This window comes from Streptomyces sp. NBC_01320, assembly GCF_035974375.1.
In the GTDB taxonomy this organism is placed as follows: domain Bacteria; phylum Actinomycetota; class Actinomycetes; order Streptomycetales; family Streptomycetaceae; genus Streptomyces; species Streptomyces yanii.
Genome location: NZ_CP108390.1, coordinates 5,376,910 through 5,392,279 on the forward strand (window position 1 = coordinate 5,376,910; position 15,370 = coordinate 5,392,279).

Annotated in this window: 28 protein-coding genes; all 28 read right to left on the bottom strand. The window is 65.4% G+C overall.

Annotation, left to right across the window (positions count from 1 at the left end; all coding sequences use genetic code 11):
• Positions 1–41 precede the first annotated feature (41 nt).
• Positions 42–1,064, bottom strand: coding sequence for a DNA-directed RNA polymerase subunit alpha (locus OG395_RS24235; protein ID WP_024755423.1), 1,023 nt, complete (start codon positions 1,062–1,064; stop codon positions 42–44).
• A gap of 109 nt (positions 1,065–1,173) precedes the next feature.
• Positions 1,174–1,800, bottom strand: coding sequence for a 30S ribosomal protein S4 (gene rpsD, locus OG395_RS24240; protein WP_327244837.1), 627 nt, complete (start codon positions 1,798–1,800; stop codon positions 1,174–1,176).
• Between the two features lie 29 nt (positions 1,801–1,829).
• Positions 1,830–2,234, bottom strand: a complete 405-nt coding sequence (gene rpsK, locus OG395_RS24245) for a 30S ribosomal protein S11 (RefSeq protein WP_003956432.1) — start codon at positions 2,232–2,234, stop codon at positions 1,830–1,832.
• A gap of 105 nt (positions 2,235–2,339) precedes the next feature.
• Positions 2,340–2,720 carry a 30S ribosomal protein S13 gene (gene rpsM / locus OG395_RS24250; RefSeq protein WP_018519286.1) on the bottom strand — a complete coding sequence of 127 codons (381 nt, stop codon included), beginning with the start codon at positions 2,718–2,720 and terminating at the stop codon, positions 2,340–2,342.
• 198 nt (positions 2,721–2,918) lie between these two features.
• Positions 2,919–3,032 carry a 50S ribosomal protein L36 gene (gene rpmJ / locus OG395_RS24255; RefSeq protein ID WP_003956441.1) on the bottom strand — a complete coding sequence of 38 codons (114 nt, stop codon included), beginning with the start codon at positions 3,030–3,032 and terminating at the stop codon, positions 2,919–2,921.
• A gap of 60 nt (positions 3,033–3,092) precedes the next feature.
• Positions 3,093–3,314: a translation initiation factor IF-1 gene (infA, locus tag OG395_RS24260; RefSeq protein ID WP_003956442.1), complete on the bottom strand. Its 222-nt coding sequence runs from the start codon at positions 3,312–3,314 to the stop codon at positions 3,093–3,095.
• 181 nt (positions 3,315–3,495) lie between these two features.
• Positions 3,496–4,332, bottom strand: coding sequence for a type I methionyl aminopeptidase (gene map / locus OG395_RS24265; protein ID WP_327244838.1), 837 nt, complete (start codon positions 4,330–4,332; stop codon positions 3,496–3,498).
• A gap of 122 nt (positions 4,333–4,454) precedes the next feature.
• Positions 4,455–5,114, bottom strand: a complete 660-nt coding sequence (locus tag OG395_RS24270; protein WP_327244839.1) for an adenylate kinase — start codon at positions 5,112–5,114, stop codon at positions 4,455–4,457.
• On the bottom strand, positions 5,114–6,433 hold the full coding sequence (secY, locus tag OG395_RS24275) for a preprotein translocase subunit SecY (protein WP_327244840.1): 1,320 nt from the start codon (positions 6,431–6,433) through the stop codon (positions 5,114–5,116). Before secY ends, OG395_RS24270 begins: the two co-directional genes overlap by 1 nt.
• A 223-nt stretch (positions 6,434–6,656) precedes the next feature.
• Complete coding sequence (gene rplO, locus OG395_RS24280) at positions 6,657–7,112, bottom strand: 50S ribosomal protein L15 (protein WP_018550610.1); 456 nt, start codon at positions 7,110–7,112, stop codon at positions 6,657–6,659.
• Between the two features lies 1 nt (position 7,113).
• Positions 7,114–7,296 carry a 50S ribosomal protein L30 gene (gene rpmD, locus OG395_RS24285; protein WP_266982592.1) on the bottom strand — a complete coding sequence of 61 codons (183 nt, stop codon included), beginning with the start codon at positions 7,294–7,296 and terminating at the stop codon, positions 7,114–7,116.
• Entirely contained in the window at positions 7,296–7,901 is a 606-nt protein-coding gene (gene rpsE, locus OG395_RS24290) for a 30S ribosomal protein S5 (RefSeq protein ID WP_030977962.1), read from the bottom strand. Before rpsE ends, rpmD begins: the two co-directional genes overlap by 1 nt.
• Positions 7,902–7,948: 47 nt before the next feature.
• Positions 7,949–8,332, bottom strand: a complete 384-nt coding sequence (rplR, locus tag OG395_RS24295; RefSeq protein ID WP_266982593.1) for a 50S ribosomal protein L18 — start codon at positions 8,330–8,332, stop codon at positions 7,949–7,951.
• A gap of 2 nt (positions 8,333–8,334) precedes the next feature.
• Positions 8,335–8,874, bottom strand: coding sequence for a 50S ribosomal protein L6 (gene rplF, locus OG395_RS24300; protein WP_266982594.1), 540 nt, complete (start codon positions 8,872–8,874; stop codon positions 8,335–8,337).
• Between the two features lie 21 nt (positions 8,875–8,895).
• Positions 8,896–9,294, bottom strand: a complete 399-nt coding sequence (gene rpsH, locus OG395_RS24305; RefSeq protein WP_030351444.1) for a 30S ribosomal protein S8 — start codon at positions 9,292–9,294, stop codon at positions 8,896–8,898.
• A 224-nt stretch (positions 9,295–9,518) separates the two neighbouring features.
• Complete coding sequence (locus tag OG395_RS24310; RefSeq protein ID WP_003948630.1) at positions 9,519–9,704, bottom strand: type Z 30S ribosomal protein S14; 186 nt, start codon at positions 9,702–9,704, stop codon at positions 9,519–9,521.
• A 2-nt stretch (positions 9,705–9,706) separates the two neighbouring features.
• The gene (gene rplE / locus OG395_RS24315; protein ID WP_006126888.1) at positions 9,707–10,264 is read right to left on the bottom strand and encodes a 50S ribosomal protein L5; all 558 of its coding nucleotides are present in this window, start codon (positions 10,262–10,264) and stop codon (positions 9,707–9,709) included.
• Positions 10,264–10,587, bottom strand: a complete 324-nt coding sequence (rplX, locus tag OG395_RS24320) for a 50S ribosomal protein L24 (protein ID WP_028439250.1) — start codon at positions 10,585–10,587, stop codon at positions 10,264–10,266. The genes rplE and rplX overlap by 1 nt, the downstream gene beginning before the upstream one ends.
• A 2-nt stretch (positions 10,588–10,589) precedes the next feature.
• On the bottom strand, positions 10,590–10,958 hold the full coding sequence (rplN, locus tag OG395_RS24325) for a 50S ribosomal protein L14 (protein WP_003966950.1): 369 nt from the start codon (positions 10,956–10,958) through the stop codon (positions 10,590–10,592).
• A gap of 106 nt (positions 10,959–11,064) precedes the next feature.
• A complete protein-coding gene (rpsQ, locus tag OG395_RS24330; RefSeq protein WP_030977953.1) occupies positions 11,065–11,349 on the bottom strand; it encodes a 30S ribosomal protein S17 in 285 nt (94 codons plus the stop codon).
• A complete protein-coding gene (gene rpmC / locus OG395_RS24335; protein ID WP_015035581.1) occupies positions 11,349–11,573 on the bottom strand; it encodes a 50S ribosomal protein L29 in 225 nt (74 codons plus the stop codon). The genes rpsQ and rpmC overlap by 1 nt, the downstream gene beginning before the upstream one ends.
• Positions 11,573–11,992, bottom strand: a complete 420-nt coding sequence (gene rplP / locus OG395_RS24340; RefSeq protein WP_014047785.1) for a 50S ribosomal protein L16 — start codon at positions 11,990–11,992, stop codon at positions 11,573–11,575. Before rplP ends, rpmC begins: the two co-directional genes overlap by 1 nt.
• Positions 11,993–11,997: 5 nt before the next feature.
• Positions 11,998–12,834: a 30S ribosomal protein S3 gene (gene rpsC, locus OG395_RS24345; protein WP_030914139.1), complete on the bottom strand. Its 837-nt coding sequence runs from the start codon at positions 12,832–12,834 to the stop codon at positions 11,998–12,000.
• Positions 12,834–13,181, bottom strand: a complete 348-nt coding sequence (rplV, locus tag OG395_RS24350; protein ID WP_004571827.1) for a 50S ribosomal protein L22 — start codon at positions 13,179–13,181, stop codon at positions 12,834–12,836. Before rplV ends, rpsC begins: the two co-directional genes overlap by 1 nt.
• Positions 13,182–13,221: 40 nt before the next feature.
• Complete coding sequence (gene rpsS / locus OG395_RS24355; protein WP_003966956.1) at positions 13,222–13,503, bottom strand: 30S ribosomal protein S19; 282 nt, start codon at positions 13,501–13,503, stop codon at positions 13,222–13,224.
• 12 nt (positions 13,504–13,515) lie between these two features.
• Entirely contained in the window at positions 13,516–14,352 is an 837-nt protein-coding gene (gene rplB / locus OG395_RS24360) for a 50S ribosomal protein L2 (protein ID WP_266982598.1), read from the bottom strand.
• A gap of 40 nt (positions 14,353–14,392) precedes the next feature.
• Positions 14,393–14,716: a 50S ribosomal protein L23 gene (rplW, locus tag OG395_RS24365; protein ID WP_030914135.1), complete on the bottom strand. Its 324-nt coding sequence runs from the start codon at positions 14,714–14,716 to the stop codon at positions 14,393–14,395.
• Complete coding sequence (gene rplD, locus OG395_RS24370) at positions 14,716–15,366, bottom strand: 50S ribosomal protein L4 (RefSeq protein WP_266982601.1); 651 nt, start codon at positions 15,364–15,366, stop codon at positions 14,716–14,718. The genes rplW and rplD overlap by 1 nt, the downstream gene beginning before the upstream one ends.
• Positions 15,367–15,370: the final 4 nt, after the last annotated feature.

The window sequence follows — 15,370 nt, forward strand, 5'->3', positions numbered from 1 at the left end:
CCGGGGCGCCCGGAAACCCAGGCACCCCAGCCGGAGGCGTACTAGTACTGCTCGGTCTCGACGAAGCCCGCGTCCGCGTCGTCGTCGGCGCCGAAGGCGTCGGCGGCAGCGGTCGGGTCGAATCCGGGCGGGCTGTCCTTGAGCGCCAGGCCCATACCGGCCAGCTTCGCCTTGACCTCGTCGATCGACTTCGCACCGAAGTTGCGGATGTCGAGCAGGTCGGCCTCGGAGCGCGCCACGAGCTCACCCACGGAGTGGATGCCCTCACGCTTGAGGCAGTTGTACGAGCGGACCGTGAGCTCCAGCTCCTCGATCGGCAGCGCCAGATCGGCGGCGAGCGCGGCGTCCGTCGGCGACGGGCCCATGTCGATGCCCTCGGCGTCGATGTTGAGCTCGCGGGCCAGACCGAACAGCTCGACCAGGGTCTTACCGGCCGACGCCATGGCGTCACGGGGACGCATGGCCTGCTTGGTCTCGACGTCGACGATCAGCTTGTCGAAGTCGGTGCGCTGCTCGACACGGGTCGCCTCGACCTTGTACGTGACCTTGAGCACCGGCGAGTAGATGGAGTCGACCGGGATACGGCCGATCTCCTGGCCCGCCTGCTTGTTCTGGACGGCGGAGACGTAGCCGCGACCGCGCTCGACGGTCAGCTCCATCTCCAGCTTGCCCTTGCCGTTCAGCGTGGCGAGGACCAGGTCCGGGTTGTGGACCTCGACACCGGCCGGCGGGGCGATGTCAGCAGCGGTGACCAGGCCGGGACCCTGCTTGCGCAGGTACATCACGACCGGCTCGTCGTGCTCCGAGGAGACGACCAGCTGCTTGATGTTGAGGATGAGGTCGGTGACGTCCTCCTTGACGCCCGGCACGGTGGTGAACTCGTGCAGGACACCGTCGATCCGGATGCTGGTGACAGCAGCGCCGGGGATCGAGGAGAGGAGCGTACGGCGGAGAGAGTTACCGAGGGTGTAGCCGAAGCCCGGCTCCAGCGGCTCGATCACGAACCGGGAGCGGAACTCGTCGACGACCTCTTCGGTCAGCGACGGACGCTGAGCGATAAGCATGCTGTGGTCCTTCAGTCGTGGGCGCCCACTATTTGACGCCCCCAGATACTGACAAGGGTACGGGCGGCACGACCCGAAAGAGCCGTACCGCCCGGACCCGCGAGCTCTCCTACTTGGAGTAGAGCTCGACGATCAGCTGCTCCTGCACCTGGGTGTCGATCACCTGGCGCTCGGGCAGGGAGTGCACGAGGATCCGCAGCGTCGACGGCACGGCTTCGAGCCATGCCGGGACGGTGCGCTCGCCGGCCTCGGCCTGGGCCACCTGGAAGGGGGTCAGGGCCTTGGACTTCTGGCGGACCTCGATGACGTCGTTCACGGCGATGCGGGCCGACGGAATGTCGGTCTTCGTACCGTTGACGGCGATGTGTCCGTGACGCACCAGCTGACGGGCGTGGTCGCGGGACTTGGCAAAGCCGGCCCGGTAGACCACGTTGTCGAGGCGGGTCTCAAGGATGCGCAGAAGGTTCTCACCGGTCTTGCCGGTCTTCTGGTTCGCTTCCTTGTAGTAGTTCACGAACTGCTTCTCAAGGACACCGTAGATCCGCGAGCACTTCTGCTTCTCACGAAGCTGAAGAAGGTACTCGCTGTCCTTGGTGCGCCCGCGTCCGTGCTCACCCGGGGGGTAAGGACGGATCTCGATCGGGCACTTCGCGCTCTCGCACTTGCTGCCCTTAAGGAACAGCTTCTGCTTCTCCCGACGGCAACGCTTGCAGTCGGCCCCGGTGTATCGCGCCATTTTCCAGTTGTCTCCGTTGCTTCAGTGCGTCAGACGCGACGGCGCTTGGGCGGCCGGCATCCGTTGTGCGGAGTGGGGGTGACGTCCTGGATCGAACCGACCTCGAGGCCAGTGGCCTGGAGGGAGCGGATCGCGGTCTCACGGCCGGAGCCGGGACCCTTGACGAAAACGTCAACCTTGCGCATGCCGTGCTCCTGCGCGCGGCGGGCGGCCGACTCGGCGGCCATCTGCGCGGCGAAGGGGGTGGACTTGCGCGAGCCCTTGAAGCCGACGTGGCCGGCAGAGGCCCAGGAGATCACGTTGCCCGAGGGGTCCGTGATCGAGACGATCGTGTTGTTGAACGTGCTCTTGATGTGCGCGTGGCCGTGAGCAACGTTCTTCTTTTCCTTGCGACGCACCTTCTTGGCTGCGCCCTGACGTCCCTTGGGGGGCATGTCTTTACTCCAGATGGAGAGGGGAGGTGATCGGTCCTACAGCGAAGACCGCTGGATGCTGCAACGGCCCGGGGATCCGGACTGCCGCAGTGCGTCCGCTGAGGACTACTTCTTGCCCGGCTTCTTCTTACCGGCGATCGCGCGACGCGGACCCTTGCGGGTACGAGCGTTCGTGCTGGTGCGCTGGCCGTGGACCGGCAGGCCGCGGCGGTGACGCAGACCCTGGTAGCAGCCGATCTCGACCTTGCGGCGGATGTCGGCCTGAATCTCGCGGCGGAGGTCACCCTCGGTGCGGAGGTTGGCGTCCACATACTCGCGGATCTTGACCAGGTCCTCTTCGGCCAGGTCGCGAACGCGCGTGTTCGGGTTCACACCCGTGGTGGCGAGGATCTCCTTGGACCGGGTGCGCCCGATACCGAAGACGTAGGTGAGGGCAACCTCCACGCGCTTTTCGCGCGGGATGTCAACACCTGAAACGCGTGCCATTCAATGGCTCCAGTTGTTATTTCGGGGGTCTTCCGCAGTGCCACTCCCGGCCGCCGACCGTCCCCGAAGGGGAAGCGGTGGTACGTCCGGGTCCCCGGCCCCCGCCGGAGGTGTCGTCAGCCGAAGCTTGGACGGGCACTGCGTATGTACGTATTACGTGCGTCGCGCGAAGTGCTGCGAGATGCAGGGGGTCGTGCGTCAGCCCTGGCGCTGCTTGTGGCGCAGGTTGTCGCAGATGACCATGACCCGACCGTGACGGCGGATCACCTTGCACTTGTCGCAGATCTTCTTGACGCTCGGCTTGACCTTCATGGGATGTCAGGTTCTCCGGGTCAGTGCCACCACCCCGCCGTAGCAGGGCGTGCGCAAGATCTACTTGTATCGGTAGACGATCCGGCCACGCGTCAGGTCGTACGGAGAGAGCTCCACCACGACCCGGTCATCCGGGAGGATACGGATGTAGTGCATCCGCATCTTGCCGCTGATGTGCGCGAGGACCTTGTGACCGTTCTGGAGCTCCACCTTGAACATGGCGTTCGGGAGGGACTCGATCACGGTGCCCTCAATTTCGATGGCACCTTGCTTCTTGGCCACGCTTCGCCTTTCGAATCGGCTACCTTGATCGACTCTCTGCTCCGTATGCGGACACACGGATGCACGAGAGCCGACGAGTCAGTCTACGTCAGCGGACCCCAAAAGACGAATCCGTCAAGTTTGCCCATCGGAGTAGATCCTTAGACCTGCCCGGAGGCGCGTTCTCAGCCGGTCGGGCCCCTCAGCCCAGCGGGTCCGGCGCGGCCTGGATCCCGTACTCCGCCAGCTTCGCGCGGCCGCAGTCGGGGGCCGTCAGGACCAGGGGGCCCTGCTCGGTCAGGGCGACCGAGTGCTCCCAGTGGGAGGACCAGGTGCCGTCGGTCGTGATGACCGTCCAGTTGTCCTGGAGCACCTCGGTCTGCGGCGTACCGAGCGAGACCATCGGCTCGATGGCCAGGCAGACGCCGGGAACGAGCTTGATGCCCTTGCCACGCTTGCGCGCGACGTAGTTCAGCAGGTGCGGGTCCATGTGCATCTCGGTGCCGATGCCGTGGCCGCCGTAGTCCTCGATGATCCCGTACTTACCGGTGGCCGGACGCGGCTGGCGGCGGATGAAGGACTCGATCGCCTTCGAGATGTCGACGAGGCGGTTGTTCACCTTCATCGCGGCGATCCCGGCCCACATGGACTCCTCGGTCACCCGGGACAGCTCGATGAGCTCCGGAGCGTGACCGGTCCCGACGAACGCCGTGTACGCCGCGTCGCCGTGCCAGCCGTCCACGATCGCGCCGGCGTCGATGGAGATGATGTCGCCGTCCTTGAGGACGGTCTTCTCGTCCGGGATTCCGTGCACGACGACCTCGTTGACCGAGGTGCAGATGGTCGCGGGGAACCCGCCGTACCCGAGGAAGTTCGACTTCGCACCGTGGTCGGCGATCACCTTGCGTGCGACCTGGTCCAGGTCATGGGTGGTGGCGCCGGGCACCGCCGCCTCGCGGGTGGCCGCGTGAATGGCAGCGACCACCAGCCCCGCCTCACGCATCTTCGCGATCTGCTCGGGGGTCTTGATCTGCACCATTGCGCGGCGCCTCTCTGCATCGAAGGGGAACGGGTGCGGCGTACTCCACGATACGGCGCAAACAGTCGGCCGCGGCGCCCAAGGACGCCGCGGCCGTCTGTACAGGTATTACGGGGTTTTCCTCAGCCCTCGCGGTCCTTCTTGAGGGCTTCCATCGACCGCTTGGTCACGTCCTCGACCTTGCCGAGCGCCGAGATCGTGACCACCAGGCCCTGGGCCCGGTAGTAGTCGATGATCGGCTCGGTCTGGGTGTGGTAGACCTCGAGCCGGGTCCGGACCGTTTCCTCGGTGTCGTCGTCGCGCTGGTACAGCTCGCCGTCGCAGGTGTCGCAGACACCCTCGGTCTTCGGCGGGTTGTACGTCACGTGGAAGACGTGCGCGCTGTCGTTGCGGCAGATACGCCGCCCCGCGATGCGCTTGACGACCTCGTCCTCGGGGACCTCCAGGTCGAGAACCGCGTCCAGCATCACGCCCTCGCTCTTGAGCATCTCGTCGAGCGCCTCGGCCTGGCCCACGTTGCGCGGGAAGCCGTCGAGCAGGAAGCCGTTCACGGCGTCCGGCTGGGACATGCGGTCCTTGGCCATCGCGATGGTGACCTCGTCCGGCACCAGCTGCCCCGCGTCCATGTAGGCGCGGGCCTGCTTGCCAAGGTCAGTGCCCTGGCTGATGTTGGCGCGGAAGAGATCGCCCGTGGAGATGTGCGGAATCGACAGGTTCTTGGCAAGGTACGCAGCCTGCGTTCCCTTGCCGGCACCGGGCGGTCCGACGAGGACGATTCGCATCAGCGGAGGAACCCTTCGTAATTGCGCTGCTGGAGCTGACTCTCGATCTGCTTCACGGTCTCCAGACCCACACCCACGATGATGAGGATGCTCGTCCCGCCGAACGGGAAGTTCTGGTTAGCGCCACCGAAGCCTGCCAACGCCATCGTCGGCACCAGAGCGATCAGACCCAGGTACAGCGAGCCCGGCCAAGTAATCCTGTTGAGCACGTAGCTCAGGTACTCGGCAGTAGGTCGACCAGCCCGGATACCCGGGATGAAGCCACCATACTTCTTCATGTTGTCGGCGACTTCCTCGGGGTTGAACGAAATCGCCACATAGAAGAAGGCGAAGAAGACGATCAACAGGAAGTACGCCGTGATGTAGTACGGGTGGTCGCCCTTGACGAAGTGGTCCTTGATCCATGTGGCCCAGCCCGCAGTGGAGTTGGAGAACTGGACGACCAGGGCCGGAATGTAGAGCAGCGAAGAAGCGAAGATGACGGGAATCACACCCGCCTGATTCACCTTCAGCGGGATGTACGTGGACGTACCGCCGTACGACCTGCGGCCGATCATGCGCTTCGCGTACTGCACCGGGATACGGCGCTGGGCCTGCTCGACGAAGACCACGAGGCCCACCATGACGAAGCCGACCAGGATGACGGTGCCGAACTCGATCCAGCCGTCCGCCAGCTTGCCGCTCTGCTTGATGGCCCACAGGGCGCCGGGGAAGCTGGCGGCGATCGAGATGAACATCAGGATCGACATGCCGTTGCCGATGCCGCGGTCGGTGATGAGCTCACCGAGCCACATGACGGCAGCGGTGCCCGCGGTCATGGTGATCACCATGACGATGGTCGTGAAGATCGAGTGGTTCGGCACGATCTGGTCGGCGACCGGGCAGCCGCTGAACAGCGCGCCGCTGGTGGCGGTGGCCACCAGGCCGGTGCCCTGGAGGATGGCGAGTGCGACGGTCAGATAACGCGTGTACTGCGTGATCTTGGCCTGGCCGGACTGCCCCTCCTTCTTGAGCGCCTCGAGTCGGGGAATGACCACGGTCAGCAACTGAAGGATGATGCTGGCCGTGATGTACGGCATGATGCCGAGCGCGAAGATCGTGATCTGCAGCAGTGCACCACCGCTGAACATGTTCACCAGGCCGAAGAGGCTGTTGTTGCCCTTACTTGCCTGATCAACACAGGTCTGGACGTTCTCGTAGCTCACTCCCGGTACCGGGATGTGCGCCCCGAGCCGGTAGAGCACGATGATGCCGAGCGTGAAGAGCAGCTTCTTGCGCAGGTCGGGCGTCTTGAACGCCCGGGCGAACGCGGTGAGCACGGTGCCTCCTGCGACCCCCGCGCAGAGCGAGAGGTGACGGTCTTGAGGATCGACGAATACGAAAGAGTCAAAGATTCCCGGGCATGCGCCCAGGGGTTACCACAGCAACAGTGCACGCCACCTTACCGGCGACCATGCCCCCCTAGGAACGACCAACCGGGGATGCCCCAAATAAGAGGCATCCCCGGTCGGATGTTCAAGCCATCGAGTTGTCCGAGTTGTCTCAGACGAGCTCAGTGACGGTGCCGCCGGCGGCGGCAATCTTCTCCTTGGCGGAGCCGGAGACGGCGTCAACCGAAACCTGCAGCGCCACGGAGATCTCGCCCTGTCCGAGGACCTTGACGAGGTGGTTGTTGCGCACCGCACCCTTGGCGACCAGGTCGGCCACGGTGACCTCTCCACCCTCGGGGTAGAGCGTCGCGAGCTTGTCCAGGTTCACGACCTGGTACTCGGTGCGGAACGGGTTCTTGAAGCCCTTGAGCTTCGGGAGACGCATGTGGAGGGGCATCTGGCCACCCTCGAAGCGCTCCGGAACCTGGTAGCGGGCCTTCGTGCCCTTGGTACCACGACCAGCGGTCTTACCCTTGGACGCCTCACCACGACCCACACGGGTCTTGGCGGTCTTGGCGCCCGGGGCAGGCCGGAGGTCGTGGGCCTTCAGCGGCTTGTTCTCCGCCATGTCAGTCGACCTCCTCAACCGTCACGAGGTGGCGGACGGTGTGAGCCATGCCGCGGAACTCGGGACGGTCCTCCTTGACAACCACGTCGTGCAGGCGCTTGAGCCCGAGCGAACGAAGGGTGTCGCGGTGGTTCTGCTTGCTGCCGATGTACGACTTCGTCTGCGTGATCTTGAGGCGAGCCATTACGCACCCGCTCCCGCACGTGCACGAAGCAGAGCCGCGGGGGCGACGTCCTCGAGGGGCAGACCACGGCGAGCCGCGATCTCCTCGGGACGCTGCAGGCCCTTGAGGGCCGCCACGGTCGCGTGCACGATGTTGATCGCGTTGGACGAGCCAAGCGACTTCGACAGGATGTCGTGAACGCCGGCGCACTCCAGAACGGCGCGCACCGGGCCACCGGCGATAACACCGGTACCGGGGGAAGCCGGCTTCAGCAGCACGACACCCGCGGCCCGCTCACCCGTGATCGGGTGAGGGATGGTGCCCTGGATACGCGGAACCTTGAAGAAGTTCTTCTTGGCTTCTTCCACGCCCTTGGCAATGGCCGCGGGAACTTCCTTGGCCTTGCCGTAACCGACACCGACGGTGCCGTCACCATCGCCCACCACGACCAGCGCGGTGAAGCTGAAGCGACGACCACCCTTCACAACCTTGGCGACGCGGTTGATCGCGACAACGCGCTCAACGTACGCGGTCTTCTCGGCGGCAGCTGCGCCGCCGTCACGGCCCTTCCGGTCCCGCCGCTCGCCGCCACCGGCACCGCTTCCGCGGCGCTGGGGTCCAGCCATTGGATTTACCTCTCTCTGTTACGTCCGCTGTGCGTAGGAACCGGGGCTTAGAACTTCAGCCCGGCTTCACGGGCGGCGTCAGCCAGAGCGGCAATCCGCCCGGCGTACTGGTTACCACCGCGGTCAAACACGACGGCCTCGACGCCTGCGGCCTTGGCACGCTCGGCGACCAGGGCCCCGACCTGCTTGGCCAGGGCGCTCTTGTCACCCTCGCCACCACGGATGGACACGTCCAGGGTCGACGCCGACGCGAGCGTGTGGCCCGCGATGTCGTCGATGACCTGAGCGACCATGTGGCGGTTGGAACGCGTCACGACCAAGCGCGGACGCTCCGGCGAACCGGAGATGTGCTTGCGGACACGAATGTGACGACGCTTGAGGGCTGCACGCTTGTACGCGTCGCCCTTGGCGATCTTTACACCGTATGCCATGGCTACTTACCCGCCTTTCCGACCTTGCGGCGGATGACCTCGCCGGCGTACTTGACGCCCTTGGCCTTGTACGGGTCAGGCTTCCGCAGCTTGCGGATCTTGGCCGCGGTCTCGCCGACCTTCTGCTTGTCGATGCCCTCGACGGAGAACTTCGTGGGGGACTCCACCTTGAAGGTGATGCCCTCCGGGGCCTCGATCAGGATCGGGTGGCTGTAGCCCAGGGCGAACTCCAGGTTGGAGCCCTTCGCCTGGACGCGGTAACCGACACCACTGATCTCGAGCGCCTTGATGTATCCCTGGGTCACACCGGTGATCATGTTCGCCACCAGCGTGCGGGACAGGCCGTGAAGGGCCTTGTTCTGACGCTCGTCGTTCGGGCGGACGACGTTCAGGACGCCGTCCTCACCCTTGGTGACCTCGATCGGCGACGCAACGGTGTGCGAGAGGGTGCCCTTGGGGCCCTTCACCGCGACCGTGCGGCCATCGATGGTGACGTCCACACCGGCGGGAACCTGGATGGGGAGCTTGCCGATTCGCGACATGAGCTATTCCTCCGTTCCCGACTACCAGACGTAGGCGAGGACTTCCCCACCTACGCCCTTCTTGCTGGCCTGCTGGCCGGTCAGGAGACCGTGGGACGTGGAGATGATCGCCACGCCCAGGCCGCCGAGGACCTTCGGCAGGTTGGTGGACTTTGCGTATACACGCAGACCCGGCTTCGAGATTCGCTTGATGCCGGCGATCGAGCGCTCGCGGTTCGGGCCGAACTTCAGCTCGAGGACGAGGTTCTTGCCGACCTCGGCGTCCTCGACCTTCCAGCCCGTGATGAAGCCCTCCTGCTGGAGGATCTCCGCGATGTGCGACTTGATCTTGCTGTGCGGCATCACGACGTCGTCGTGGTACGCCGAGTTCGCGTTACGCAGACGCGTGAGCATGTCTGCGATGGGATCAGTCATGGTCATGAATTGGCCTTCGGCCTCTCTCGCCGGGGTTTCCTGTATGCGCCATCCCTCTCCCCACTCAGTGGCGGGACGGGTGCGGTGCGGGGACCTACGGCGTAGTAAGTCGGTCCAGGGCGGCAGGCGCCCAACCCTTCAAGCCTACGGCATGAAGAGCCGGGCTCCTGCCGACCAGATACTTACCGAGAGCTTCCGGGTATTCCCAACGCCCAGTGGGCGAAGGAGATTTACCAGGAACTCTTGGTCACGCCCGGCAGCTCGCCACGGTGAGCCATCTCACGAAGGCACACGCGGCACAGGCCGAACTTGCGGTAGACGGAGTGGGGCCGGCCGCAGCGCTGGCAGCGGGTGTACCCGCGCACGCCGAACTTCGGCTTACGGGCGGCCTTAGCGATCAGAGCCTTCTTCGCCACGGTCAGTTCTCCTTGAACGGGAAGCCGAGGTGACGAAGGAGGGCACGACCCTCGTCGTCATTGGTCGCCGTGGTGACCACGGTGATGTCCATGCCCCGGACCCGGTCGATCTTGTCCTGGTCGATCTCGTGGAACATGACCTGCTCCGTGAGACCGAAGGTGTAGTTGCCACGGCCGTCGAACTGCTTCGGCGACAGGCCACGGAAGTCACGAATACGCGGCAGCGCGAGCGACAGCGTACGGTCCAGGAACTCCCACATCCGGTCACCACGGAGGGTGACGTGGCAGCCGATCGGCTGACCCTCGCGCAGCTTGAACTGCGCGATGGACTTGCGGGCCTTCGTGACGGCCGGCTTCTGGCCGGTGATCGTGGTGAGGTCGCGCACGGCGCCATCGATCAGCTTGGAGTCGCGGGCGGCGTCGCCCACACCCATGTTGACCACGATCTTGACCAGACCGGGAACCTGCATGACGTTCTCGTACGAGAACTCCTCACGCAGCTTGCCGGCGATTTCCTCGCGGTAGCGCGTCTTCAGACGCGGCGCAGTGGTGGCAGTCATCAGATGTCCTCACCAGTCCGCTTGGCAACGCGGATCTTCTTGCCCTCGTCGTCAAAGCGGTAGCCGACGCGGGTGACGACCTTGTTGCCGTCCTTCTCCACAACCAGCTGAACGTTGCTGACGTGAATCGGGGCCTCGGTGGTGACGATGCCGCCGGTCTGCGAACCGCGAGCCGTCTGACCGGCCTTGGTGTGCTTCTTGACCCGGTTGACACCCTCGACGAGGACGCGGTCCTGAGCAGGGTAGGCAACGATGACCTTGCCCTGCTTGCCCTTGTCCTTACCGGTGATGACCTGAACCAGGTCGCCCTTCTTGATCTTCATGCTTACAGCACCTCCGGCGCGAGCGAGATGATCTTCATGAACTTCTTCTCGCGCAGCTCACGGCCCACCGGGCCGAAGATACGGGTGCCGCGGGGGTCGCCGTCGTTCTTCAGAATGACGGCGGCGTTCTCGTCGAAGCGGATGTACGAGCCATCCTGACGACGACGCTCCTTGACGGTGCGAACGATGACGGCCTTGACGACGTCACCCTTCTTCACGTTGCCACCGGGGATCGCGTCCTTGACGGTGGCGACGATGACGTCACCGATGCCCGCGTAGCGGCGACCCGAACCACCGAGAACACGGATGGTGAGGATTTCCTTCGCACCCGTGTTGTCGGCGACGCGAAGTCGCGACTCCTGCTGGATCACGTCTATCTCCTGATCGTCTGCCGGTTCCCGGCGGGGTTCGAACCCTGAACGGGTCGAACCCCACCGAGCCTGGCGGAACTTGCCTGAGGGGAATGCCCCTCAGGAATTACTTGGCCTTCTCGAGGATCTCGACGACGCGCCAGCGCTTCGTCGCAGACAGCGGCCGGGTCTCCATGAGGAGGACACGGTCGCCGACGCCCGCAGCGTTCTGCTCGTCGTGAGCCTTCAGCTTGTTCGTACGGCGGATGACCTTGCCGTACAGGGCGTGCTTCACGCGGTCCTCGACAGCGACGACGACAGTCTTGTCCATCTTGTCGCTGACGACGAGACCCTCACGGGTCTTGCGGAAACCGCGGTCGGTGTTCGTCTCAGTCACAGTCTTCTCGCTCATCAGGCGCTCTCCACCGTCTCGATGCCCAGCTCGCGCTCGCGCATCAGGGTGTAGATCCGGGCGATGTCCTTACGGACGGACTTGAGCCGACCGTGGTTCTCGAGCTGCCCGGTCGCCGCCTGGAAGCGGAGGTTGAACAGCTCTTCCTTGGCCTCGCGGAGCTTGTTGAGGAGCTCCTCGTTGCCCAGCTCGCGCAGCTCGGACGCCTTGGTACCGGCCGACATCACGACTCACCTGCCTCGCGCCGAACGATCCGGCACTTCATCGGAAGCTTGTGAGCAGCGCGGGTGAGCGCCTCACGAGCAATCTTCTCGTTCGGGTAGGACAGCTCGAACATCACCCGACCGGGCTTGACGTTCGCGATCCACCACTCGGGAGAACCCTTACCGGAACCCATGCGGGTCTCGGCAGGCTTCTTCGTCAGGGGGCGGTCCGGGTAGATGTTGATCCAGACCTTGCCGCCACGCTTGATGTGGCGGGTCATCGCGATACGAGCTGCCTCGATCTGGCGGTTCGTCACGTACGCCGGGGTCAGCGCCTGGATGCCGTACTCGCCGAACGCAACCTGCGTGCCACCCTTGGACATACCGCTGCGCTTCGGGTGGTGCTGCTTGCGGTGCTTGACCCTACGGGGGATCAGCATTTCGGTCAGGCCTCCGTTCCGGTGCTCTCAGCCGGAGCAGCGGCGGCGGGAGCCTCGGCCTTGGGGGCCTCGGCTGCCGGCGCGGACTGCTGCGGCTTGCGACCGCGACCGCCACGCTCGCCACCGCGGCCACCGCGGCCGGCCGGGCGGTCAGCGCCGCCACGGGCCGGGCGGTTGCCAGCGCGGGCAGCAGCGTTCTCGGCGCGGACCTCGGCGATGTTCTTGACGTCGCCCTTGTAGATCCAGACCTTCACACCGATGCGGCCGAAGGTCGTCTTGGCCTCGAAGAAGCCGTAGTCGACGTTCGCACGGAGCGTGTGCAGGGGCACACGGCCCTCGCGGTAGAACTCCGAGCGGGACATCTCGGCGCCGCCGAGGCGGCCACCGCACTGGATCTTGATGCCCTTGGCGCCGGCCTTCATCGAGCTCTGCATGCTCTTGCGCATCGCACGACGGAAGGAGACGCGGGAGGAGAGCTGCTCGGCGACGGCCTGGGCCACCAGCTGAGCGTCCACCTCGGGGTTCTTGACCTCGAGGATGTTCAGCTGGACCTGCTTGCCGGTCAGCTTCTCCAGCTCGCCACGGATGCGGTCGGCCTCGGCGCCACGGCGACCGATGACGATGCCCGGGCGGGCGGTGTGGATGTCAACGCGGACGCGGTCGCGGGTGCGCTCGATCTCAACCTTCGAGATGCCGGCCCGCTCCATGCCCTTCGTCATCATGCGACGAATGGCGACGTCTTCCTTGACGTAGTCCTTGTACAGCTTGTCGGCGTACCAACGGGACTTGAAGTCCGTGGTAATGCCGAGCCGGAACCCGTGCGGGTTTACCTTCTGGCCCATTACCGGGTTCCTTCCTTGCTGCTGACGACCACGGTGATGTGGCTGGTCCGCTTACGGATCCGGTAGGCACGGCCCTGAGCACGCGGACGGAACCGCTTCAGGGTCGGGCCCTCGTCCACGTACGCCTCGCTGATGACCAGCGAAGAGGCGTCGGTGTGGTCGTAGTTGTGTGCAGCGTTGGCAATGGCGCTGTCCAGCACCTTGCCAACCGGCACGCTCGCGGCCTGCGGGGCGAAACGCAGGACCGCCTGAGCCTCCGTGGCATCCATGCCACGGATGAGGTCCACCACGCGGCGGGCCTTCATGGGCGTGACGCGGATGTACCGCGCCTGGGCCCTGGCTTCCATGGTTGTCCCTTCGGTGTAAGTCATAGTCAGTCACCCCGCGTTAGCGGCGCTTCGACTTCCGGTCGTCCTTGACGTGGCCGCGGAAGGTGCGAGTCGGCGAGAACTCGCCGAGCTTGTGGCCGACCATCGACTCGGTGACGAACACCGGGACGTGGATCTTGCCGTTGTGCACCGCGATGGTGTGACCCAGCATGGCCGGGACGATCATCGAGCGACGGGACCAGGTCTTGATGACGTTCTTGGTGCCTGCCTCGTTCTGTACGTCCACCTTCTTGATGAGGTGGCCGTCGACGAAGGGCCCCTTCTTGAGACTGCGCGGCATCTAAACCCGCTCCTAGCGCTTCTTGTTCGTCTTGCGGCGGCGGACGATGTACTTGCTCGATGCCTTCTTCGGCGAGCGAGTACGACCCTCCTTCTGACCCCACGGCGAGACCGGGTGGCGACCACCGGAGGTCTTGCCCTCACCACCACCGTGCGGGTGGTCAACCGGGTTCATCGCGACACCGCGGACGGTCGGGCGAACGCCCTTCCAGCGCATGCGGCCGGCCTTGCCCCAGTTGATGTTCGACTGCTCGGCGTTGCCGACCTCGCCGATCGTGGCGCGGCAGCGGGCGTCGACCAGGCGGATCTCACCCGACGGCATACGAAGGTGGGCCATGGTGCCCTCCTTCGCCAGCAGCTGCACGGAGGCACCCGCGGAACGGGCGAACTTCGCGCCGCCGCCGGGCCGCAGCTCGATGGCGTGGATGGTCGTACCGACCGGGATGTTGCGCAGCGCCAGGTTGTTACCGGGCTTGATGTCGGCCGTCGGGCCGTTCTCGACCCGGTCGCCCTGCGTCAGTCCACGCGGCGCGATGATGTAGCGCTTCTCGCCGTCCGCGTAGTGCAGGAGCGCGATGCGCGCGGTGCGGTTCGGGTCGTACTCGATGTGCGCGACCTTGGCCGGCACGCCGTCCTTGTCGTGACGACGGAAGTCGATCACTCGGTAGGCGCGCTTGTGGCCACCGCCCTGGTGGCGAACGGTCACACGACCGGCGTTGTTACGGCCGCCCTTGCTGTGCAGGGGGCGGACCAGCGACTTCTCCGGCGTGGACCGCGTGATCTCGACAAAGTCGGCGACGCTGGAGCCACGACGGCCCGGGGTCGTCGGCTTGTACTTGCGGATACCCATTTCTCAGTCCTCGTCCGATTTCGGACGATCCAGACCGCCCTTAGGCGGTCGGACCGCCGAAGATGTCGATACGGTCGCCCTCGGCGAGGGTCACGATGGCGCGCTTCGTGTCGGCGCGCTTGCCGAAACCGGTCTTGGTGCGCTTGCGCTTACCCTGCCGGTTGATCGTGTTGACCCCGGTGACCTTGACCGAGAAGACCGCTTCCACGGCCTGCTTGATCTGGGTCTTGTTGGAGCCGGGCGCGACGATGAACGTGTACTTGTTCTCGTCGAGCAGCGCGTAGCTCTTCTCGGAAACGACCGGCTTGACGAGAACGTCGCGCGGGTCCGTGAAGGTCTTGCTGGTTACGGTCGCCTCGCTCATCAGGCGTCGCTCCCTTCGGTCTCATCGGCCTTGGGGCCAGACACGAAGGACTCGAGGGCGGCCTGAGTGAAGACCACGTCGTCGGAGACGATCACGTCGTACGTGTTGAGCTGGCCCGGCTCCAGGATGTGCACCTGGGGCAGGTTGCGGGCGGACAGCCACGCGGCCTCGTCGGCGCGCTCGACGACCAGGAGCAGGTTCTTGCGCTCCGAGATCTTGCCGAACAGCGTCTTGGCGGCCTTCGTGGAGACTGCACCGTCGACCACGCCGGTGACGACGTGGATACGGGAGTGGCGTGCCCGGTCGGAGAGGGCACCGCGCAGGGCGGCGGCCTTCATCTTCTTCGGGGTGCGCTGCGAGTAGTCACGCGGCTGCGGGCCGTGGACGACGCCACCGCCGACGAACTGCGGTGCGCGGGTCGAACCCTGGCGGGCGCGGCCGGTGCCCTTCTGGCGGTACGGCTTGCGGCCACCACCACGGACTTCGCCGCGACGCTTGGTCTTGTGCGTGCCCTGACGGGCAGCAGCCAGCTGAGCGACAACGACCTGGTGGATCAGCGGAACGCTGGTCTTCGCGTCGAAGATCTCCGCGGGGAGCTCGACGGTACCGGCCTTGTCGCCTGCCGGCGAAAGGATGTCAATGGTGCTCATTACC